Raw genomic sequence first — 21,254 nt, 5'->3', positions numbered from 1 at the left:
ATCAACCTTGTGTGGCCTGGTCAGGCACGGATCACCGTACATTCGGCGCGGGCGTCGGGGATGCGGGCGGGTTATGCGTTTGTGGTGTGACCTCCGGCTTTGTAGCGTCGGCTTCCGTGACGCCTCCTCCCCCGTCTGCGCACCCCGCAGACTCCCTCCCGGCCCTGCTCGACGCGGCCCGGAGCGACTACGAAGCCCTTCTCGCGAAGGGGCTCAAGCTCGACCTGACCCGCGGCAAGCCCTCCGCCCGCCAGCTCGACCTGTCCGCCGAACTGCTCTCGCTGCCCGGCGACCGCTACACCTCCGCCGACGGCACGGACTGCCGCAACTACGGTGGCGCGGAAGGTCTGTTGGAGCTCCGGGAGATCTTCTCCGGGTTCCTGCAGGTCCCGGCCGAGCAGCTGCTCGCCGTCGGAAACTCCAGTCTGGAGCTGATGCACGACTGCCTGGTGCACGCGCTGCTCGGCACGCTGCCCGGGGCCGCGCGCCGTTGGGCGGACGAGGAGCGGGTCGCGTTCCTGTGCCCGGTCCCCGGCTACGACCGGCACTTCGCGCTGTGCGAGCGGTTCGGCATCGAGATGATCCCCGTGCCGATGACCGCCGAGGGTCCCGACATGGACGTGGTGGAGCGGCTGGTCGCCGAGGACCCCGCCGTGAAGGGCATCTGGTGCGTGCCCAAGTACAGCAATCCGGACGGGACTTGCTACAGCGACGAGACCGTACGGCGGCTCGCCGCCATGCCGACGGCCGCGCCCGACTTCCGGGTCTTCTGGGACAACGCCTACGCCGTGCACCACCTCACCGACGAGGAGGTGGAGATCGCCGACATGCTGGGCGCCTGTGCCGCGAGCGGGCATCCCGACCGGGTCTTCGTCTTCGGGTCCACCTCGAAGATCACGCTGGGCGGTGCGGGCGTCGCGTTCTTCGGCTCGTCCCCGGCCAACGTGGCCTGGCTGCGCGGCTACAGCGCCAAGCGGTCCATCGGCCCGGACAAGGTCAACCAGCTGCGGCACGCGATGTTCCTGCGCGATGCCGACGGGGTGCGCGATCACATGCGCAAGCACCGTGAGCTGCTGCGGCCGAAGTTCGACACCGTGCTGCGCATCCTCGCCGAGCGGCTGGGCGACACCGGTCTCGCGTCCTGGTCCACGCCCCGGGGCGGCTACTTCATCACCCTCGACGTGCCCGACGGCTGTGCCCGCGAGGTGGTGCGCCGCGCGGCGGACGCCGGTCTCGCCCTGACTCCGGCGGGCGCCACGCACCCGTACCGCGACGACCCCAGGGACCGGACGATCCGTATCGCCCCGTCCTTCCCCGATCTCTCCGAGATCGAGGAGATCATCGAGGGGGTGGCCACCTGCGTACGGCTGGTGGGCTACGAAAAGGGCAACGAAAAGCTTGTGTCCGGGGGGAGTTGACCCGGTTCGCGCACCGCACACCTGACGCTCCTCAGGTGTGCGGTACCTCACGCCCCGGTTACAAATCGCTCAACCTCTGGTTGCGAAGCGGTGCGCAGTCCACGATGGGCACATGACCCTGGCCGAGCGAGCCATGCAGCGACTGGAAGGCTGGCGCGACCTCAGCGCGGTCCCGGCCAGTTGTGGCACGGGGCGGGCGCTGCGGTCCGCCCACAGCGAGATCGTGCATTTCCACTCCGACCACGATGTGGACCTGCATCTCACCGTCGGGGCCATCCTCCGGTTCCATCACGACCTGAGCGAGTCCACCGCGATCCGGATCATCCCGGGCTCCCGCTGGGTGACCGTCCACCTGGACTGCGAGACGGACGTCGACCTGCTGCTGAGCCTGGTCAGCGTCGCCCTCAAGGCACACGCGGGCGGGCCCCCTGCCGGGAGCCCGCCCATGACCGGCTGCAACTTCCACCGGGTGACGCTCGTGCCACGAGACGGCGACTAGGACCAGCCCCAGCCCGAAGGGGCCCGGTCCCTAGAACACCGCCGCCGTGTCGTCCTCGCCCTCCTCCAGCAGGTTCGCCGCCGCGCCGACGATGCGGGGGTCGGGGCTGCCGACCACCTCGTCGTCCTTGTCGGCGTAGTCGAAGCGGGCCAGCACGCTGCGCATGGCCTCGACCCGGGCCCGCTTCTTGTCGTTGCTCTTCACCACGGTCCAGGGCGCGTGTTCCGTGTCGGTCTCCCGGAACATCGCGACCTTGGCGGCGGTGTAGTCGTCCCAGCGGTCCAGGGACTCCAGGTCCATCGCACTGAGCTTCCACTGCCGTACGGGATCCACCTGGCGGATCGTGAAACGGGTGCGCTGTTCACCTTGTGAGACGGAGAACCAGAACTTGATCAGGTCGATGCCGTCGTCCGCCAGCATCCGCTCGAACAGCGGGGCCTGGCGCATGAAACGGCGGTACTCGTCGTCCGTGCAGAACCCCATCACGCGCTCCACGCCCGCCCGGTTGTACCAGGACCGGTCGAACAGCACGATCTCGCCCGCGGTCGGCAGATGCTGGACGTACCGCTGGAAGTACCACTGACCGCTCTCGCGCTCGCTCGGCTTCTCCAGCGCCACGACGCGGGCGCCACGCGGGTTCAGGTGCTCGGTGAACCGTTTGATCGTGCCGCCCTTGCCGGCCGCGTCGCGTCCCTCGCAGACGATGACGAGACGACGGCCGGTCTCCTTGACCCAGCGTTGCAGCTTCAGCAGTTCTATCTGCTGGAGCCGCTTGTGCCAGTCGTACTCCTTGCGCTCCATGCGCTGTTCGTACGGGTAGTTCTCCCGCCAGGTGTCCACCGTGCTGCCGTCGGGCCGCACCAGCACCGGGTCGTCGGCGTCGGTGTAGTCGACCCGCAGCCCGGTCAGCAGTTCGGTCATCCCGGCCTCCTCTCAAGGGGGTTCAGTGACTCAGAGGTGATCGGTGGTGATCCGTCGCGCTCAGTGGAACTGCGGCACGATCAGATAGATGCCGTATGCCACGACAGCCGCACACGCGAGAAAGCACAACCCCGCCTGCGCAAAGCCGAGGGCGTGGGTGCCGCCGTCCTGTTCGCGGGCGGCCTCGACCTGGGCGAGGCCCAGGATGCCCAGCGCGAAGATGGCGACCACGCCGACGGTGACTCCGATGCTCACCGCGGCGACCTCGCCGAGGGCGCTCCAGTCCAGACTCATGACTCAACTCCCTTGACTCAGGCGGCCGTACGGACGTCCGTGGACGCCTCGGTGCGGATGGTGACCTCGTGGGTCTCGTTCACGTTGTCCGCGTGCACGGGGTTGCGACGCGAGGCGACCACGATGAACGCGGCCACGGCGGCGGCGATCAGGGCGATCAGGGCCGTACCGAGGTTGCCGCCGTGCTTGACGACGGTCGCGGACAGGCCGCCGACCGCGGCGGCGGCCGGGAGGGTGACCAGCCAGGCGATGACCATGCGGCCGGCGGTGCCCCAGCGCACCTCGGCCAGGCGCCTGCCCAGACCGGCGCCGAGGATGCCGCCGGAGCAGACCTGCGTGGTGGACAGCGCGAAGCCCAGGTGGGCGGAGGTGAGGATGACGGTCGTGGAGGCGGCCTCGGCCGCGAAGCCCTGCGGGGACTGGATGTCGGTGAGGCCCTTGCCCATCGTGCGGATGATGCGCCAGCCGCCGATGTAGGTGCCCAGGCCGATGGCGAGTCCCGCGCAGGTGATGACCCACACCGGCGGACCGGCGTCGTGACCGAGCGCGCCCACGGAGATCAGGGTCAGGGTGATGACGCCCATCGTCTTCTGGGCGTCGTTCGTGCCGTGCGCGAGGGAGACCAGGGAGGCCGAGGCGATCTGGCCGAGCCGGAAGCCCTTGGTGACCGAGTCCTTGCGGGCCCGGGCGGTGATCTTGTAGGCGAGGTAGGTGGCGAGGAGAGCGGCGATCCCGGCCACGAGCGGGGAGGCCACCGCGGGGATCAGGATCTTCTCCACGACCTTGTCGAAGTGGACACCGTTGGCGCCCGCGCCGACCCAGACGGCGCCGATCAGGCCACCGAACAGGGCGTGCGAGGAACTGGACGGCAGTCCCAGCAGCCAGGTCAGGAGATTCCAGAGGATCGCCCCGACGAGCCCCGCGAAGATCATCCCCGGTGTGACCAGGGTGTCGTCGACGATGCCCCCGGAGATCGTCTTGGCGACTTCCGTGGACAGGAAGGCGCCGACGAGGTTGAGAGCTCCACTGATCAGAACCGCCGTTTTGGGCTTCAGTGCCCCGGTGGCGATGGACGTCGCCATCGCGTTGGCGGTGTCGTGGAATCCGTTGGTGAAGTCGAAGGCCAAGGCCGTGACGATGACGACCGCCACGAGGAACGTGATGTGGTCCATCGTTCGATGGAAGCAATCGAAGGCGTACATTCGGCCAACCGGAGGCCAAATCGAGGCATGGCCCGCGCAACGCCGACGTGCACACGCCCCTCTCCGCCCCTCAGTCACCCCTTCTTCCACCGCACGCACACACTTCCTTCTCCTTATGGCATGGCCCGGTCAAATCTGCGAAGCTTCCCCCGCGATCACGCAAGCACTACGCGCGTTCCCACGGCTGCCCACCGGAACACCCAGTCCGGCCGGGCGGCCACCGAGCAGGCCGGAATCCCGGCCGCCGTAGAAGGAGTTCCGTGTGAGATCGACCCCCCACAAGGCCCTCGCCGCCGGCGTCTTCGCCGTCGCCGCGGTGGCCGCGCTTTCGCTACCCGTCAGCCCTGCCGCCGCCGCGCCGGCGTCCGCCCCGCTCGCCGCCGCCTGCACCCCGGCGCAGGTGGTCACGGGCGGTGACTTCGAGAGCGGCACGTCGTCCTGGACCCCGTCCTCGACGACCGTCATCACCAGCCGTACCGGGCAGACCGCCCACGGCGGCAGCAGCTTCGCCTGGCTGGACGGCACCGGCGGCACGCACACCGACAGCCTGAGCCAGAGCGTCACGATCCCGTCCGGGTGCAGCAGCGCCACGCTCACCTTCTGGCTGCACATCGACACCGCCGAGACGACCTCGTCCACCGCGTACGACAAGCTGACGGCGAAGATCGGCAGCACGACCCTGGCGACGTACTCGAACCTGAACAAGGCCACCGGGTACGTCCAGAAGTCGTTCGACGTGTCGTCGTTCGCGGGCCAGACCGTGAGCCTCGCCTTCAGCGGCACCGAGGACTCCAGCCTCCAGACGAGCTTCGTCCTGGACGACATCGCGCTGAACACCTCGGGCGACACGGCCCCGCCGGCCGACTCGACGCGCACGCCGGCCGCCCCGGCGTACACCGTCAGCCTGAGCAGCAACACCGCGGGCACGGTCTGGACCGGCCACGAGAGCACGACCTTCACCAACGCCTCGGCCACCCCGCTCACCGAGGTGTACCTGCGGCTGTGGGACAACTACCACGGCACCTGCTCCGCGCCACCGATCACGGTCACCAACGTCACCGGCGGCACGGCGGGCGCCCTCTCGGTCGCCTGCACGGCCCTCCAGATCGCGCTCCCGACCCCGCTCGCGCAGGGTCAATCGACCACGATCGGCTTCGACTTGGGGATCACCGTCCCCAGCGGCGCGGACCGGTTCGGCTACGACGGCGCGTTCAGCATGATCGGCAACGCGCTGCCGGTCCTCGCGATCAAGGACGGCTCGGGCTGGCACCTGGACCCGTACACGAACAACGGCGAGTCCTTCTACTCCCTGGCCGCCGACTTCAAGGTCACCCTGGACCACCCGACCACCCTGCTGGTCCCCGCCACGGGCACCTCGGTGGACACCCCCGGCACCAGCGGCCGTACGGTGACCACGGCCACCGCGTCCAAGGTCCGTGACTTCGCGTGGGCGGCGGGCCCGTTCACCAAGATCTCGGGTACGTCCACGGCGGGCACCCCGATCAACATCTACTCGGTCTCGGGCATCAGCTCGTCCAACGCCCAGTCGATGCTGACCACCGCCAAGTCCGCAGTCGACGCCCACGCGGGACGCTTCGGCGCCTACCCGTACGGCGAGTTGGACGCCGTCATCGACAACAACTTCTGGTTCGGCGGCATGGAGTATCCCGGCTTCGTCCTCGACCTCGTCAGCACCACGGCCCTCACCCATGAGATCGGCCACCAGTGGTTCTACGGCATCGTCGGCGACGACGAGTACAACAGCCCCTGGCTGGACGAGGCGTTCACCGACTACGCCACCGACCTGGCGCAGGGCCTGACCGGCACCAACTGCTGGAACAGCGTCTCCTGGGCCTCCTCGGCGGAGAACATCACCAACTCGATGGCCTACTGGGACGCCCACTCGTCCCGCTACTCCACCGTCGTCTACGGCTACGGCAAGTGCGCCCTGCACGACCTGCGCCGCACCCTCGGTGACACCGTGATGGCCAAACTCCTGAAGGACTACGCCACTTCACACTGGTACGGCGTCTCGACCACGGCCGAGTTCAAGGCGGCCGCCCAGGCCGCGACGACCACGGACCTGACGTCGTTCTGGACGACGCACCGCATCGTCGGCTGACGGAAGGGGAGTTGGCGGTGCGGTCGGGGATCGCACCGCCAACTCCCCTTGTGGTCACACCCGTCGTGTAGGAGCCGCCGCGGTCGGCGGTACGGCGATCCCGCCGGCCTCGGTGCGCCAGGCGTCGGCGAGTTCGGCGGGGAAGCGCCGGCCGCTGCGGGTGAGGACGACGCCTGGGGCGAGTTCGACCTCGTCGCCTGGACGGAAGGACCGGTCGGTCCCCGGTGTCAGGGTCTCCCACGGGCCGGGCACGCCCTTACGGCCTGCCCCTCGCATCCGTGTCCCGTACGTGCTGACGTCACGGACCAGGACCGTCCCGTCGCGCGCGGAGACCGCCACGTGCCGACGGCTGACCTGCGCGACGACCTCCGGCGACAGCAGACTGTGCAGGGCGATGCCCTCGGGTCCCGGCAGCCGACCGACGTACGCCTCGGAACCCTCGTCGAGGGTGTAACGGCCCACGCAGGTACGGTCGATGACGACCTTGAGCTGGGCCGCTGCGGGCCTCGGCCCCTCGTCGGTCAGCGGGGTGCCGTGCACCTCGCAGGTGGGGACGCCCCGTCGCATGCGGGGCAGCAGGACGCGGTCGCCTCTGTGGACGTCGTAGAGCGTGCAACGGGGTTCCGGGCAGCGCCAGTTGCGCATGATGACCTGGGTCAGTGGGGTGCGGGCCGGGCCGAGCAGGCCCTGTTTCTTGAGGGCCGCGAGTTCCATGCGGTAGGAGATCTCGGCCTCCGTGCGCACGCCCATGTCCATGGGCACGACGGCGACCGACCCGTCGGGGCGCGGCTCGGGTCTGAGGAACTGCCAGGTGTTGCCCTGGATCCACGGGTGTTCGACGCGATGGTCGACGTACTGGTCGCCGGTGACGACCCGGGTTCCGGTCATCCGGGCCAGGTCCAGGATCCGCTCGTCGGCGTCGTCGACCTCCTCGACCAGCCCGTCGGCGACCCAACGGCGCAGCCTGCGCACCTCGGCCGGATCGCCGAACTCCCGGTGCCCGCCCAACAGACTGGTGTCGGCGACCAGGTACACGGAGACGTCGGGGTCGCCGGTGAGTTCCATCAACGCCCGCAGCACGAGCCCGAGTCGGCGCAGCGAGCGCGGTCCCCTGGGGCCGATGGAGGTCTGGCGTACGACGTTGGAGAGTTCCAGCAGATAGTCGGCGCCCTCCGCCGAAGGGGCCAGGTGATGTTCCATGCGCACGCCTCGCCGTCCGAGGGGACTTGTCAACTGCCGTGATTCTCCTCGATGTTCGCCCATTTTCCTTGATCCCCTCGGATACTTCCCGATGACCGGCTTGCGCCGGTACGATCACACGCCTGGCGAGGGGGGCCGAACATCTTGAACAACGCTGGAAACGCCGACCACTTGAGACCACTGGGCCCCGACGACCCGCGGGACGTGGCCGGTTACCGGCTGCTCGCCCGCATCGGCGAGGGCGGCATGGGTTCCGTCTACCTCTCCCGCACGCGCGGCAACCAGCCGGTCGCCCTGAAGGTGATCCGCCGGGAGTACGCCCAGGACGAGGAGTTCCGCCGCCGCTTCGAGCAGGAGGCGACCTCCGCCCGCCGGGTGCAGGGCTACCACATCGTCCCGGTCGTCGACCACGACACCAGCGGGCCACAGCCCTGGCTCGCCACCGTCTACGTCCCCGGCCTCGCCCTGGACCGGGTCCTCGCCCTGCACGGGACGCTCCCGCTGCCCACGGTGCTCCAGCTGACCGGCTGCGCGGCGGAGGCACTGCACGCCGTGCACAAGGCCGGTGTGATCCACCGGGACATGAAGCCGAGCAATATCCTCATCGGTTCCGACGGTCCCTGGATCATCGACTTCGGTATCGCGCGGGCCGCCGACGCCACCCAGCTCACGCGCAGCGGCGGGCTGATCGGCACCCCGCAGTTCATGTCGCCGGAGCACGCCAACGGCCAGGAGCAGACCCCGGCCGCCGACGTCTTCTCCCTCGGCCTGATCGCCGCCGTGGCCGCGACCGGCCGCCATCCGTACGGCGACTCCGGGGCCATCACGCTGGCCACGAAGATCGCCAACACCGAGTTCCGGCCGCCGGACCTGACGTCGTATCCCGAGCCGCTGCGCGCGGTTCTGGAACGCACCCTGGCAGCCGATCCGGCCGCCCGGCCCTCACCTTCCGAACTGGCCGCCCTGTGCGAGGAGTTGGCCGAGCGTCCGTTGCGGGACTTCACCGGCTGGCTGCCTGCGCCCGTCGCGGCGGACATCGCCCGGCAGGAGCAACTCGCGGGCGAGCAGGTGGCGTTGGAGGATGGAGGGGATCTCGCGGGTACCTCCGCGGAGGCCGGCGTGGCTGCGGGTTCGGGCGACTCCGCGGGAGCGGCGGGCGCGACCACCGTGCCTCCCGGCGGCGGGTCTCGCGGCGCCGTGCCGCCCAACTCCTCGATGCCCGGCGGATATACGCCCACCCAGACGCCGGGGTCCGACCAGCCGACGCAGCACGCCTCACCTCGGCCGCCGCAGCCTGCCTCCGGCCCGGCGCCTTCCTCGCCGCCCTCGTCCACGGCACCGGCCCGCAGTCGGACCCCGCTGGCGGTCGGCGCCGCCGCGCTGGCCGTGGTGGTCGTAGCAGCGGCGGCCTGGGTCTTCACCCGTGACGACGACAAGGACACAGGCGCGAAGGGCGGCACCGGGCAGAGAGCCTCGTCGGCGCCCACCGGCACCACCGCGTCCCCCTCCACGAGTTCGACGGCCGGCGGCTACACCGCGGTCTTCAAGGACAAGCCGCTCACCCTGCGCGCCCAGTTCACGACGGGCCGCAGCTCGTACACCAACGTCGATCTGGACGCACCGCGGATCGACCCCCACGCCTCCAGCTCGACGACCGGGGCCGAGCTGCAGTACGCGGAGTGGGGCACCGCCCACACGCTGAACCTCGTGACGACCACGGGAAAGAGCGCGGGTCCCACCCCCGAGCAGTGCGCCAAGGGCGCGGCGGCGAACGCGCTGCCCTCCCAACTCGCCGATGCCGACCAGGGCAAGGAGCTGACCAAGGGCACGCTGCTGTGCACCGTCACCGACGAGAAGAACCTGGCGATGCTCAAGATCAAGGATGTCGTCGTCCAGAATGACGCGTCCGGCATCGAGGCCCGCGACTACGTCACCGAGCTGACACTCTGGAAGACGGCCTGACCGTCGAGCCGGAAGACGGCCCCACCGTCGCTTCGGGCAGCGGTTCACCGGGCTCGCGGGCGGCGCCTCCCGCTCGATTACCCTTCCGCCATGACCAGCAACGGAAGCCGCCCGCGCGATCACTCGGTGCAGTCCGTCGACCGGGCGGTGTCGATCCTGCAGGTGCTGGCCAGGCGGGGGCCCAGCGGCGTGACCGAGATCGCCGAGGAGCTGGGGGTCCACAAGTCGACCGTGTTCCGGCTGCTGGCGACGCTGGAGTCACGGGGTCTGGTGGAGCAGGACACCGAGCGCGGGCGCTACCGCATCGGGTACACGATGGTCGAACTCGCGGCCGGGGCGAGCAAGGTGAACGACCTGTCCCTGCTGAGCCGCGCCGTCTGCCAGGAACTGGCCGCGGCCGTCGGTGACACCGTGAACGTGGCGATCCACGACGGGCACGACGTGATCAGCATCGACCAGGCGATCGGCGCGGCGGCGATCACGAGCATCGACTGGGTCGGCAGGCGCACCCCGATGCACGCCACCGGGGCGGGCAAGCTGTTCATGGCGCACATGTCCCCCGGCCAGGTCGCGGAGATCCTCGCGCGCGGGGTGGAGAAGTACACCCCGTACACCATCGTCGACCCGGCGCCCCTTGCGGCGGCGCTGAAGACGATCCGCGAGCGGGGCTACGCCACCACCAGCGAGGAGCACGAGATCGGGCTGGCCGTGATCGCCGCCCCGGTCCGCGCCCTGGACGGCGAGGTCATCGCGGCCGTGACCCTGTCCGGACCGACCTACCGCATCAACGAGGACACCGTTCCCGGTCTCGCGGAACAGGTGCTGGCGGCCGCCGCGAGGATCTCCTGGCGCCGGGGGTACGTGAAACGCGGATGAGCGCCGCGCGCACGGCGAGTTAACACGGCGGGCTCTTGACGGGTGGGGATTCCCAGCTCCACCATTTGTTTCGTATCGCGGAGCTGTTTCGCATAGCGAAACCGTCCGCTCGGAGCTCTCCTGAGGAGCTGCTGTGCCCTCACCCGCCGCTGTGCCCGCACGCGTCCTGGATCCCCTGCTCCAGCCCTTCCGGCTCAAGCACCTCACCCTGCGCAACCGCGTGGTCAGCACCTCCCACGAACCGGCGTTCGGCGAGGACGGCCTGCCCAAGGACCGCTACCGGGCCTACCACGTGGAGAAGGCGCGGGGCGGGGTCGGCCTCACGATGATCGGCGGCTCGGCGGTGGTCTCGCCCGACAGCCCGCCCGCGTTCGGCAACCTGCTCCTGTACCGCGACGACATCGTGCCGTGGCTGCGCCGGCTCGCCGACGACGTGCACGAGGCCGGGGCCGCGGTGATGTGCCAGGTCACCCATCTGGGCCGCCGCACAAGCAACTTCACCGGCGACTGGCTCCCGGTGGTGTCCGCCTCGCCGCTGCGCGAACCCGCGCACCGCGCCTTCCCGAAGGCCGCCGAGTCCTGGGACCTGGACCGGATCGTCGCCGACTACGCGGCCGCGGCGGTCCGTTGCAAGGAGGGCGGCCTCGACGGCATCGAACTGGAGGCGTACGGCCACCTGTTGGACAGTTTCCTGTCCCCCGCGACCAACCACCGCGACGACGAGTGGGGCGGCGGCCTGGAGAACCGTATGGCGTTCCCGCGCCGGGTGATCCGCGCCGTCCGCGAGGCCGTCGGCCCGGACTTCGTCGTCGGCATCCGGATGTCGCTCGACGAGGCACGCCCCGGCGGCCTCACTTCCGACGAGGCACTCACCGCCGCCGAGCGGTACGCCGCCGACGGCATCGACTTCCTCAGCGTCATCCACGGCTCCATCGAGAGCGACGCCTCCCTGGCGAAGGCCATCCCGTCCATCGGCACCCCCCTCGGGCCGTACCTGGACTTCACCGGCGAGATAAAACGACGCCTCTCCATCCCCGTGATGCACGCGGCCCGCATCGCCGACGTCGCCACCGCGCGGCACGCCCTGCGCGAAGGACTGCTCGACCTGGTCGGCATGACCCGCGCGCAGATCGCCGATCCGCACCTGGTCGCCAAGGTGACGGCCGGCCAGGAGGACCGCATCCGGCCCTGCGTCGGGGCGAGTTACTGCCTCGACGCGATCTACGACTCCGGCGACACCAAGTGCATCCACAACCCCGCCGTCGGCCGTGAACTCCAGGTACCGCACCTCATCTCCGCCACAATCGGCCGCCGCAGGAGGGCAGTTGTCGTCGGCGGGGGCCCGGCCGGACTGGAAGCGGCACGCGTGCTCGGCGAACGCGGCCATGACGTCGTCCTGTTCGAGGCGGGCGACCGGCCCGGCGGTCAGATCAGGCTCGCCGCGTCGAACCCGCGCCGGGCCGACCTGATCCAGATCGTCGACTGGCGCCTCGCCGAGTGCAAACACCTCGGCGTCGACCTGCGCCTGGGCACGTACGCCGAGGCAGCCGACGTCCTCGCCGAACGCCCCGACCTCGTGATCGTCGCCACCGGCGGCCTCCCCGACCGCAGCTTCCTCACCGCCGGCGAGGACCTGGTCTCCGACACCTGGGACGTGATGACGGGCTCGCTGCGCCGACCGCGCGGCGAGATCCTGGTCTACGACGACCACGGCGGCTACCCGGCGATGGACGCCGTGGAGGTCCTCACCTCGTTGCCGGGCGTCCGGATCGAGTACGTCACCCCGGAGCGCACCCTCGCCCCCGACGTCGGCAGCATGAACTCCCCTGCCTACCTACGGGCGTTCGCGAAACACGACGTCACCACCACGCTCGCCCGACGGCTGCGCTCCGTACGCCGGTCCGGGGACGGGCGGCTCACCGCGACCCTCTACAGCGAGTACACGGAAACCGAGACCAAGCGGACCGTGGACCACGTGATCGTGGAGCACGGGACCCTCCCGAACGACGAGTTGTACGTCGAACTCCTCCCCGGCTCGACCAACCTCGGCGAGGTCGACCACCGCGCGCTGCTGGCGTACGAGGAGCAGTCGGTGGTCCGCAACGAGGCGGGCCGCTACCAGCTGTTCCGCATCGGCGACGCCGTGGCCGCCCGCACCGTCCACGCCGCGGTCTACGACGGGCTGCGGCTGTGTCTGCCGGTCTGAACTCCCTTGCTCCCACGCCGACTTCCGAGCCCTGTCGGAGAGACGAGATGAACCCAGTGACAGCCGCAGCCGAGGTGTGCTCCCCCGCCGACCTCATCGCCCGCCGACCCGCCGGTCAGAGCCTCGAAGCCCCGTTCTACGTCGGCCAGGAGTTCTTCGACCTCGACATCGAGGCCGTCTTCGCCCGGAGTTGGCTGTTCGTCGCCGCCGAGGCCGAGCTTCCCGAGCCCGGCGACTACGTGACGGTCACCATCGGGTCGTACTCGGTCATCGTCGTGCGCGACGACGACGAGGACGTACGGGCCTTCCACAACGTCTGCCGTCACCGCGGCGCGCGCATCCTCAACGAGGAGCGCGGCTCGGTGGGCAACATCGTCTGCGGGTACCACCGTTGGACGTACGGCGTGGACGGCAGACTGCTGCACGCCGAGTCCCAGGCGCCCGGCTTCGACCCGTCCTGCTTCGGGCTGCGCACCGTGCACGCGCGCACGGTGGCCGGGCTGGTCTTCATCTGCCTGGCCGACGAACCGCCCGCCGACTTCGACGAGGTCGCCGCCCGCATCGAGCCGTACCTCGCACCCCACAACCTGGCCAAAGCGAAGGTCGCCACGCAGATCGACCTGATCGAGAACGGCAACTGGAAGCTGACCATGGAGAACAACCGGGAGTGCTACCACTGCGTGGGCCACCCCGAACTCCAGGCCTGCTACTTCCCCATCTACGGCTACCAGGAGCAGGACATCCCGCCCGCGCTGCGCCCCGCCTACGAGCGCTTCCAGCGGGCCGACGCCGTGGCCCGGAAAACCTACGACTCGCTGGGCCTGCCCTACGCCGAGATCGAGGAACTGGACACCCGGCCCACCGGATTCCGCATCCAGCGCGAACCCCTCGACCTGGCCGGGGAGTCCTACACCCCGGACGGCACGGCCGCGTGCAAGCGGCTGCTGGCGGACTTCCCCACGGCCCGCCTGGGCCGGCTGTCGATGCACATCCAGCCCAACTCCTGGTTCCACTTCATGGCCGACCACGCGATCACGTTCTGCACGATCCCGCTCGGCCCGGACCGCACCCTCGTCCGCACCACCTGGCTCGTGCACGCCGACGCCGTGGAGGGGGTCGACTACGACCTCGACACGATGACCAAGGTGTGGAAGGCGACGAACGACCAGGACGCGGTGCTCGTGGCCCGCGCCCACCAGGGCATCAGCAGCCCGGCCTACCTGCCGGGCCCGTACGGCCCGACGGAGGAACAGGTCGAGGCGTTCGTCAACTGGTACGTGACCCGGCTCAAGGCACACCTGGAGCTCCAGCCATGAGCGAGACCGAAGAGCTTCTGGTCTGCCGTCAGGTGCACCCGCTCACGCACGACGTCACCACGTTCGTGTTCGAGTACGCCGAACCCCGGCTGTTCCGGCACGACCCGGGCCAGTTCCTGACACTGACCCTGGACATCGACGGACGGCCGGTCCAGCGCTGCTACACCATCTCCTCGTCACCCACCCGCCCCTTCCTGCTCTCGATCACGGTGAAGCGCATCCCGGGCGGACTCGTGTCGAACTGGCTGCACGACCAGCTGCGCCCCGGCGACACCGTGCGGGCGCACGGACCGCTCGGCGAGTTCAGCACGGCCCGGCATCCGGCGCCCAAGTACCTGTTCCTGTCCGGGGGCGTCGGGGTGACGCCGTCGATGTCAATGACCAGGACGCTGTACGACCTGGCCGACCCCGCCGACGTGGTGTTCGTACACAGCGCGCGCACTCCCGCGGACATCGTCTTCCGCCACGAACTCGACCTCATCGCCGCGACCGCGCCCAACATCCGGGTGGTCCACATCTGCGAGGAGGACCGCCCGTACGCCCCTTGGGGGGGCTACCGCGGCCGCCTCACGATCGAGACGCTCCGGCAGGTCGCGCCGGACTTCCGGGAACGGGAGGTCTTCACCTGTGGTCCCGCCCCCTACATGGCCGCCGTACGGCACATGCTGGCGGACGCGGGCCTCGACATGGACCGCTACCACGAGGAGAGCTTCACCTTCGAGACACCGGCCGCGCAGGACGACACCTCACGGGCCGCCGCCACCGGTGCCGGTTTCAAGGTCGAGTTCACGCGCAGCGGCCGTACCCTCGACTGCGACCCCGACACCTCGCTCCTTGCCGCCGCGTCCCGGGCCGGCCTCAGCCTGCCGGCCTCGTGCGCCCAGGGCATGTGCGGCACGTGCAAGGCGACCCTGCTCTCCGGCTCCGTCGACATGCAGCACAACGGGGGCATCCGGCCACGCGAGATCACCCAGAACAAGATCCTGCTGTGCTGCTCGAAACCGCTGGAGGACGTCGTGATCGACGCGTGAGGACCGTCACAACTACCCAGGTTCCTCAGGCCAGTTGGGCCGACGGGCCACGACCGTCGGTCAGCGCACCTGCCGGCCGAACGCCTCGTACGCCGCCTCGTCGAAGAGCACGAACGTGACCTCCTCGACCGACGTCTCCGCCGCCCGCACCGTCTCTACGGCGATCCGCGCCGCGTCGTCCATCGGCCAGCCGAAAATCCCGGCCGAGACGGCGGGGAACGCGACCGTACGGGCGCCGAGTTCGTCGGCGACGCGGAGGGACTCGCGGTAGCAGGAGGTCAGCAGTTCGGAGCGGTCCTCCTCGCGGGAGTACACCGGGCCCACCGTGTGGATCACCCACCGCGCGTCCAGTTCGCCCGCCGTCGTCGCTACCGCCTTGCCTGTGGCCAGGCCCTTGCCGTAGTGGGAGGCGCGGAGCCTTCGGCAGTCCGCCAGGATCGCGGGGCCGCCGCGGCGGTGGATCGCGCCGTCGACTCCTCCGCCGCCCAGGAGTGAGGAGTTGGCCGCGTTGACGATCGCGTCGGCGCTCTGGCGGGTGATGTCACCCCGGACGAGGGTGATTGTCACGTTGGTCATGACTGCCTCAGCCTCCGCCAGACGGCCTTCGCCGCGTTGTGTCCCGACATGCCGTGCACTCCGGGGCCAGGCGGGGTCGCCGAGGAGCAGATGAAGACGGCCGGGTGCGGGGTGCCGTACGGGGAGAGGGAGAGCTTGGGGCGCAGCAGGATCTGGAGTCCGGAGACCGCGCCGGTGCCGATGTCGCCGCCTACGTAGTTGGCGTTGCGGGCGGCGAGTTCGGGCGGGCCCGCGGTCGCCCGGGCCAGGACGCGGTCGCGGAACCCCGGGGCGAAGCGCTCCAGTTGGCGTTCCAGGGCGTCCGTGAGGTCGCCGGTCCAGCCGCTGGGGACGTGGCCGTAGGCCCAGAAGACCTGTTTGCCGGCCGGGGCGCGGGTGGGGTCGACGATGCTGGGCTGAACGGTGATCATGAACGGCTTGTCGGGGGCGCGGTTCTCGCGGGACGCGGCGCGCAGGGCGGCGCCGATCTCCGTGCTGTCGGCGCCGATCTGGACCGTGCCGGCGGTGCGCGCCTCCTTGGCGGTCCAGGGCACCGGGCCGTCCAGGGCGTAGTCGACCTTGAACACGCCTGCGCCGTAACGGTAGTTGGCGTAGTAGTCGCCGAAGCCCGCGATCTTCGCCAGGGCGGTGGGCGAGGTGTCGAAGACGTAGGCGCGGGCCGGCGGGAGGTCGTCGAGGCGCTTGACCTCGTAGTCGGTGTGGATCTCTCCGCCGAGGTCCCTCAGGTAGGCGGCCAGGGCGTCCGAGATCGACTGGGAGCCGCCGCGGGCCACCGGCCAGCCACGCGCGTGTGCCGCCAGGGCGAAGACCAGGCCGATCGCGCCGGTGGCGAAGCCGCTGAGCGGGGCCATCACATGGCCGACCAGTCCGGCGAACAGGGTCTTGGCGCGCTCGTCCTGGAAGCGGCTGGTGAGCCAGGTCGACGGGGGCAGGCCTGCCAGGCCGAAGCGGGCGAGGGTGACCGGGTCGCGGGGCAGCGCGGTGCGCGGCAGGGACATGAAGTCGCGGACCAGGGTGTCCCACTTGGGGAGGAAGGGCTCGACCAGCCTGCGGTACGCGCCCGCGTCGCGCGGCCCGAACGACGCCGCCGTCTCCGCGACCGACCGCGACAGCACGGCCGCGCTGCCGTCGGTGAAGGGATGTGCCATGGGCAGCTCGGGATGCAGCCACTCGAGGCCGTAGCGCTCAAGCGGCAGGGCGCGGAACGCCGGGGAGTTGATGCCGAGCGGGTGCGCCGCCGAGCAGGGGTCGTGCCGGAACCCGGGGAGGGTCAGCTCCTCGGTGCGGGCGCCCCCGCCCACGGTGTCCCGGGCCTCGAACACGGCCACGGAGAAGCCGCGCCGGGCCAGCTCCACGGCGGCCGTCAGTCCGTTCGGCCCCGCACCCACCACGACCGCATCGAGCATCGACGGCACCTTGGGACCCCTTCGTCAGCCGGTGGCAACTCAGGGTCAGGATATGCCGCGGGACTGACAACCCCGGGGCCAGCCCGTCCAGTGTGCGGAACCCGTGACCCTACGACGCCCTCAGCAGCTCCATCACGCGCTGTGCGGTCGCCGCGTCCCGGGCCGCCGTGAACGGCAGCGCGTTGCCACCGGTGATGCGGAACGGTTCCCCCGTGAGCGTGAGGTGGGCGCCGCCCGCCTCCTCGACGAGGAGCAGGCCCGCCGCGTGGTCCCAGGCGGCCTCCCAGGAGAAGGCCGTGGCGTCCAACTCGCCCCGGGCGATGGCGAGATACTCCAGTCCGGCCGAGCCGCACGGGCGCGTGTGCACACCGTCCGCCCACAGGCCGAGCAGGGCGCGCTTCTGGGCGTCCGTCGTGTAGTCCGGGTGGGAGGTGGCCACTTGCAGGTCCCGGGCGGGGTCCGGGGCGCCGGAGCGCAGCCGTACGCCGTCGAGGAAGGCACCGCCGCCCCTGACGGCCGTGGCCATCTGGTCGCGGGCGGCCGCGTAGGTCCAGGAGGCGAGCAGCTCCCCGTGCCGGGCGAGCGCGACCAGGGTGCAGAAGCCGGTCTCGCCGCGCACGAACTGCCGTGTGCCGTCGACCGGGTCGACGATCCAGACCGGGGCGTCGCCCTGTATCGCCTCGTACGTCTCCGGGTCGGCGTGCACCGCTTCCTCGCCGACGACGACGGAGCCGGGCAGGAGGGAGCCGAGCACCTTCGTCAGATACCGCTCGGCGTTGCGGTCGGCGTCCGTGACCAGGTCGTGCGGGCCGCTCTTCTGGTCTATCTCGTGCGCGGCGAGCTGCCGGAAGCGGGGCATGATCTCGGTCGCCGCCGCCTGGCGGATGGCTTCTTCGATGTCGGCCGTGTGCTGTACGAGAAACTCGTCGATGGTTTCGGTGTCTTCGATCATGCCTCCATGAGAGCACGCGTCACTGACAATCCCCACCCGCCCGGTGCACACCGGGTGGAATCACCATGAACACCCGGCTCCGGAGATCACGGGGAGCCGGTCCCTCCCCCGGCGGCTCAGCGCCCCACGGCGTACCCCTGCATGCCGCGCGGGTTCGCCGCCGCCGACAGGATCCCCGCCTCGGGGTCCCGGGCAACGGCGCACAGCCGCCCCTCGGACCAGGCGTCACCGATGGTCACGTCATGTCCGCGTCGCCGCAGGTCCTCCACGACCGCCGCGTCCATGCGGGCCTCGACGGTGACGCTTCCGGGCCGCATGCCGCGCGGGTAGAAGGAGCCGGGGAAGCTGTCGTTGTGCCAGTTCGGGGCGTCGATCGCGCCCTGGAGGTCGAGGCCGCCGCGTGCCTTCGCGCGCGTGGCGACCGCCAGGAAGAAGTGCAGCTGCCACTGGTCCTGCTGGTCCCCGCCGGGCGTGCCGAACGCCAGGACCGGCACTCCGTCGCGCAGGGCGATCGACGGGGTGAGCGTGGTGCGTGGACGGCGGCCCGGGGCTAGAGAGTTGGGCAGGCCGGGCTCAAGCCAGGCCATCTGGAGCCGGGTGCCGAGGGGGAAGCCCAGCTCGGGCACCACCGGGTTGGACTGCAGCCAGCCGCCGCTCGGCGTGGCCGCGATCATGTTGCCCCAGCGGTCGACGACGTCGAGGTGGCAGGTGTCGCCACGGGTACCGCCGTCGGCGCTCACCCGCGCGACGGTCGGCTCCCCCGCCCCCAACGGGTCGAAGCCGGACTCCGCGGGCGCCACCACGCGCGCGTGCCCGCACAGCCGCGGCGCACGCCCTCCAGGGCTGCCCGGCCGCAGCTCGTACGACGCCTTCTCGCCGATCAGCTCCCGCCGTGCAGCGTTGTAGTCCGCCGACAGCAGCTCCCCCAGCGGTACGGCGTCCTCGCCCGCGTCCCCGTACCAGGCCTCCCGGTCGGCCATCGCGAGCTTGCAGCCCTCGATGAGCAGATGGACGTAGTCGGCGGACTCGTAGGCGGGCAACTCGGGCGGGAGCAGCGCAAGTTGCTGGAGGAAGGCCGGGCCCTGGCTCCAGGGGCCGACCTTGCAGAGCGTCCAGCCGTTCCAGTCGTACGTCGCCGGGACCTCGTAGGACGCGGACCAGGAGGCCAGGTCGGCGGCCGTGAGGGTGCCGGTGTGGCGCTCGCCGCTGGTGTCCATGGTGGGCCGCGCGGACTGCCGGACGAGGGCCTCGGCGATGAACCCGGACCGCCACACCTCCCGCGCCGCCTCGATCTGGGCCTCCCGGTCCCCCGCCCCGGCGACCTCGGAGAGCAACCGCTTCCAGGTGGCGGCGAGGGCGGGGTTGCGGAACAGCTCGCCGGGCCGGGGTGCCTTCCCGCCCGGCAGGTACACGTCCGCCGACGAGGTCCACTCCGTCTCGAACAGCGCCCGTACGGCCTCGACGGTCGCCCCGACGTTCTCCACGCACGCGTGGCCGTCCTCGGCGTACCCGATGGCGTACTTCAGGACGTCGGCCAGGGACTTCGTGCCGTAGTCCCGGAGGAGGAGCATCCAGGCGTCGAAGGCACCGGGGACGGCCGCCGCGAGGGGTCCGGTACCGGGTACGAGATCCAGACCGAGTCCCCTGTAGTGCTCGATCGTCGCTCCGGCCAGGGCGACGCCCTGTCCGCACAGCACCCGCACCTCCCCGCCCGCCGGGGCGAGGAGGATGGGCACCTCACCGGCGGGTCCGTTGAGGTGCGGTTCCACGACGTGCAGCACGAACGCCCCGGCGACGGCGGCGTCGTACGCGTTGCCGCCGTCCTCCAGGACGGCCATCGCCGACTGCGAGGCCAGCCAGTGGGTGGAGGACACCATGCCGAAGGTGCCCTGGAGCGTGGGTCGGGTGGTGAACATACGGGCTCTCACCTCGGTGTTTCCGCGCATCAGCCGGATCGGTCGGCGCTCAGGATCGGTCCTGGGGAGAATCTGGGGAGTTCGGGCCAGAGTCCTCCTCGGTCCGTTCCCCGAGCAGGCTATCGATCGCCCTGCGCCCCTTCTTCCCCGCCTCCGGCATGAAGTGGGCGTAGTGGTCGAGGGTGATGGTCGGCGACGAATGCCCCAGCCATTTGGCGAGGGTTACGACCGACTCTCCTGCCTCCAGCACGAGGGACGCGTACGTGTGCCTCAGCACATGGAACCCGTCCTTCGGGGCCGCTTGCCATTGCCACGGTTTCGCCCCCTTCGCACGCTGCGGGATGATGCCCGCCTTGGCCAGCGCAGGCTTCCAGATCTCCGTGTTCCACGTGTTGGCCGCGATCGCGTTCCCGTACTTCGTCGTCAGCACGAGGCCGAACTTCTTTCGCTCCCGCTCAGGTTCAGGACCGCCCCACGGAAGCTCAACCTTGTTCCCCGGGTAGGCCCTGGTGTGCCTCACCAGCTCATCAGCCACGGAACGCGGCATGTCTACGACGCGCGTTTTCCCGCCCTTTGGAAGCGTGAAGTACTTGCGGCCATTCAGTATTTGCACCTGCCGTCGGACGTGAAGCACCCCGCGCCGATGGTCAATGTCCTCCAGGCTGAGACCGAAAACCTCACCTTGGCGCAGACCGCATCCCACCCCCAGAACCACCGCTATACGGTGCCTCTGGCTGATCCCATCGCGTACCTTTCGAGCTACTGTCTCGGGCCACGCCTCACGACGCTCGTCAGGCAGCTTCGGCCACCGCACCGACTTGGACCTCATTGGGTTCCGTGCGAGGCGCTTGTCATCGACCGCTGTCTCCAGGACGCTCGACAACGTTGAGAGGATGCTGCGGGCGTATTGGGGCGAGCACGACGATTCGAGTTTGACAATGTAGGCACGAAGCTCGGCTGCAGACACCTGGTTCAGCGAAGTATCGCCCAGGTACGGCATCACGTGTAGACGTATCCGCTCATCGATGCTCTTGCGGGTCTTGGCTTCGCCACGCACACCCGGCATCCAGTACTGCTCGACGTACTCAGCGAGCGTCATTGAGCCGTCGCGTGGATCGACAAACTCCCCACGCTCCTGGTCGGTACTTGACCGCCGGAGCCACGCCTTCGCATCCTCGAGCGTATCGAAGGATCTGTCCCGGATTCCGGGTATCCCGGATACCCGGTATCTCTTACCCTTTCCGTAGCGATCGGTGCGCTCTCGTTTCCCAGTGATGGGATCCTTCTTCTTCTTGACCCATCTATCTTCGATATACCCTGCCAAACGTTCATCTCCCTTGATTCATGGCCGACATAC

17 protein-coding genes are annotated in these 21,254 nt (G+C 70.1%); 8 read left to right on the top strand and 9 right to left on the bottom strand.

The genetic code is table 11. From position 1 onward, the window contains the following. Positions 1-116: 116 nt before the first annotated feature. Positions 117-1,418, top strand: coding sequence for an aminotransferase class I/II-fold pyridoxal phosphate-dependent enzyme (locus tag OG496_RS44330; protein WP_405974873.1), 1,302 nt, complete (start codon positions 117-119; stop codon positions 1,416-1,418). Between the two features lie 112 nt (positions 1,419-1,530). After that, positions 1,531-1,917 carry a luciferase family protein gene (locus tag OG496_RS44325; RefSeq protein ID WP_366493755.1) on the top strand — a complete coding sequence of 129 codons (387 nt, stop codon included), beginning with the start codon at positions 1,531-1,533 and terminating at the stop codon, positions 1,915-1,917. A gap of 30 nt (positions 1,918-1,947) precedes the next feature. Here the strand turns inward: OG496_RS44325 and ppk2 are convergent, their stop codons facing one another. From ppk2 to OG496_RS44310, 3 genes are read right to left on the bottom strand one after another with little or no spacing between them, the layout of a single operon-like run. Continuing rightward, positions 1,948-2,838, bottom strand: a complete 891-nt coding sequence (gene ppk2 / locus OG496_RS44320) for a polyphosphate kinase 2 (protein WP_366493756.1) — start codon at positions 2,836-2,838, stop codon at positions 1,948-1,950. 60 nt (positions 2,839-2,898) lie between these two features. Next, positions 2,899-3,132, bottom strand: a complete 234-nt coding sequence (locus tag OG496_RS44315) for a hypothetical protein (protein ID WP_366493757.1) — start codon at positions 3,130-3,132, stop codon at positions 2,899-2,901. Between the two features lie 17 nt (positions 3,133-3,149). Then, on the bottom strand, positions 3,150-4,304 hold the full coding sequence (locus tag OG496_RS44310) for an inorganic phosphate transporter (RefSeq protein ID WP_366493759.1): 1,155 nt from the start codon (positions 4,302-4,304) through the stop codon (positions 3,150-3,152). 292 nt (positions 4,305-4,596) lie between these two features. Here OG496_RS44310 and OG496_RS44305 point away from each other — a divergent pair, with 292 nt between their 5' ends. Then, on the top strand, positions 4,597-6,456 hold the full coding sequence (locus OG496_RS44305; RefSeq protein WP_399389529.1) for a M1 family aminopeptidase: 1,860 nt from the start codon (positions 4,597-4,599) through the stop codon (positions 6,454-6,456). 54 nt (positions 6,457-6,510) lie between these two features. Here OG496_RS44305 and OG496_RS44300 read toward each other — a convergent pair whose 3' ends face one another. Continuing rightward, the gene (locus OG496_RS44300; protein WP_405974872.1) at positions 6,511-7,656 is read right to left on the bottom strand and encodes an FHA domain-containing protein; all 1,146 of its coding nucleotides are present in this window, start codon (positions 7,654-7,656) and stop codon (positions 6,511-6,513) included. A 144-nt stretch (positions 7,657-7,800) separates the two neighbouring features. Between OG496_RS44300 and OG496_RS44295 the strand changes: the two genes are divergently transcribed. The 5 genes from OG496_RS44295 to OG496_RS44275 all read left to right on the top strand — a co-directional run bounded on the left by OG496_RS44295 (position 7,801) and on the right by OG496_RS44275 (position 15,047). Continuing rightward, positions 7,801-9,618, top strand: a complete 1,818-nt coding sequence (locus OG496_RS44295; protein WP_405974871.1) for a protein kinase domain-containing protein — start codon at positions 7,801-7,803, stop codon at positions 9,616-9,618. A gap of 90 nt (positions 9,619-9,708) precedes the next feature. Beyond that, a complete protein-coding gene (locus OG496_RS44290) occupies positions 9,709-10,494 on the top strand; it encodes an IclR family transcriptional regulator (RefSeq protein ID WP_399389534.1) in 786 nt (261 codons plus the stop codon). 133 nt (positions 10,495-10,627) lie between these two features. Continuing rightward, positions 10,628-12,700: an FAD-dependent oxidoreductase gene (locus OG496_RS44285; RefSeq protein ID WP_405974870.1), complete on the top strand. Its 2,073-nt coding sequence runs from the start codon at positions 10,628-10,630 to the stop codon at positions 12,698-12,700. 47 nt (positions 12,701-12,747) lie between these two features. Beyond that, complete coding sequence (locus tag OG496_RS44280) at positions 12,748-14,016, top strand: aromatic ring-hydroxylating dioxygenase subunit alpha (RefSeq protein WP_405974869.1); 1,269 nt, start codon at positions 12,748-12,750, stop codon at positions 14,014-14,016. After that, the gene (locus OG496_RS44275; protein ID WP_405974868.1) at positions 14,013-15,047 is read left to right on the top strand and encodes a 2Fe-2S iron-sulfur cluster-binding protein; all 1,035 of its coding nucleotides are present in this window, start codon (positions 14,013-14,015) and stop codon (positions 15,045-15,047) included. Before OG496_RS44280 ends, OG496_RS44275 begins: the two co-directional genes overlap by 4 nt. Before the next feature lie 60 nt (positions 15,048-15,107). On the opposite strand, the gene OG496_RS44270 is transcribed toward OG496_RS44275, so the two are convergent. The 5 genes from OG496_RS44270 to OG496_RS44250 all read right to left on the bottom strand — a co-directional run bounded on the left by OG496_RS44270 (position 15,108) and on the right by OG496_RS44250 (position 21,221). Then, the gene (locus tag OG496_RS44270; protein WP_405974867.1) at positions 15,108-15,623 is read right to left on the bottom strand and encodes an O-acetyl-ADP-ribose deacetylase; all 516 of its coding nucleotides are present in this window, start codon (positions 15,621-15,623) and stop codon (positions 15,108-15,110) included. Beyond that, complete coding sequence (locus OG496_RS44265) at positions 15,620-17,029, bottom strand: NAD(P)/FAD-dependent oxidoreductase (protein WP_366493768.1); 1,410 nt, start codon at positions 17,027-17,029, stop codon at positions 15,620-15,622. The genes OG496_RS44270 and OG496_RS44265 overlap by 4 nt, the downstream gene beginning before the upstream one ends. Before the next feature lie 109 nt (positions 17,030-17,138). Further along, a complete protein-coding gene (locus OG496_RS44260; RefSeq protein WP_405974866.1) occupies positions 17,139-17,981 on the bottom strand; it encodes an inositol monophosphatase family protein in 843 nt (280 codons plus the stop codon). Positions 17,982-18,097: 116 nt separating this feature from the next. Then, on the bottom strand, positions 18,098-19,897 hold the full coding sequence (locus tag OG496_RS44255) for a gamma-glutamyltransferase family protein (RefSeq protein ID WP_405974865.1): 1,800 nt from the start codon (positions 19,895-19,897) through the stop codon (positions 18,098-18,100). A gap of 49 nt (positions 19,898-19,946) precedes the next feature. Continuing rightward, positions 19,947-21,221, bottom strand: coding sequence for a tyrosine-type recombinase/integrase (locus OG496_RS44250; protein ID WP_405974864.1), 1,275 nt, complete (start codon positions 21,219-21,221; stop codon positions 19,947-19,949). Positions 21,222-21,254 lie beyond the last annotated feature (33 nt).

It is taken from the genome of Streptomyces sp. NBC_00988, assembly GCF_045162645.1.
Classification (GTDB): Bacteria; Actinomycetota; Actinomycetes; order Streptomycetales; family Streptomycetaceae; genus Streptomyces.
This window is presented reverse-complemented; position numbering and strand designations above follow the sequence as displayed.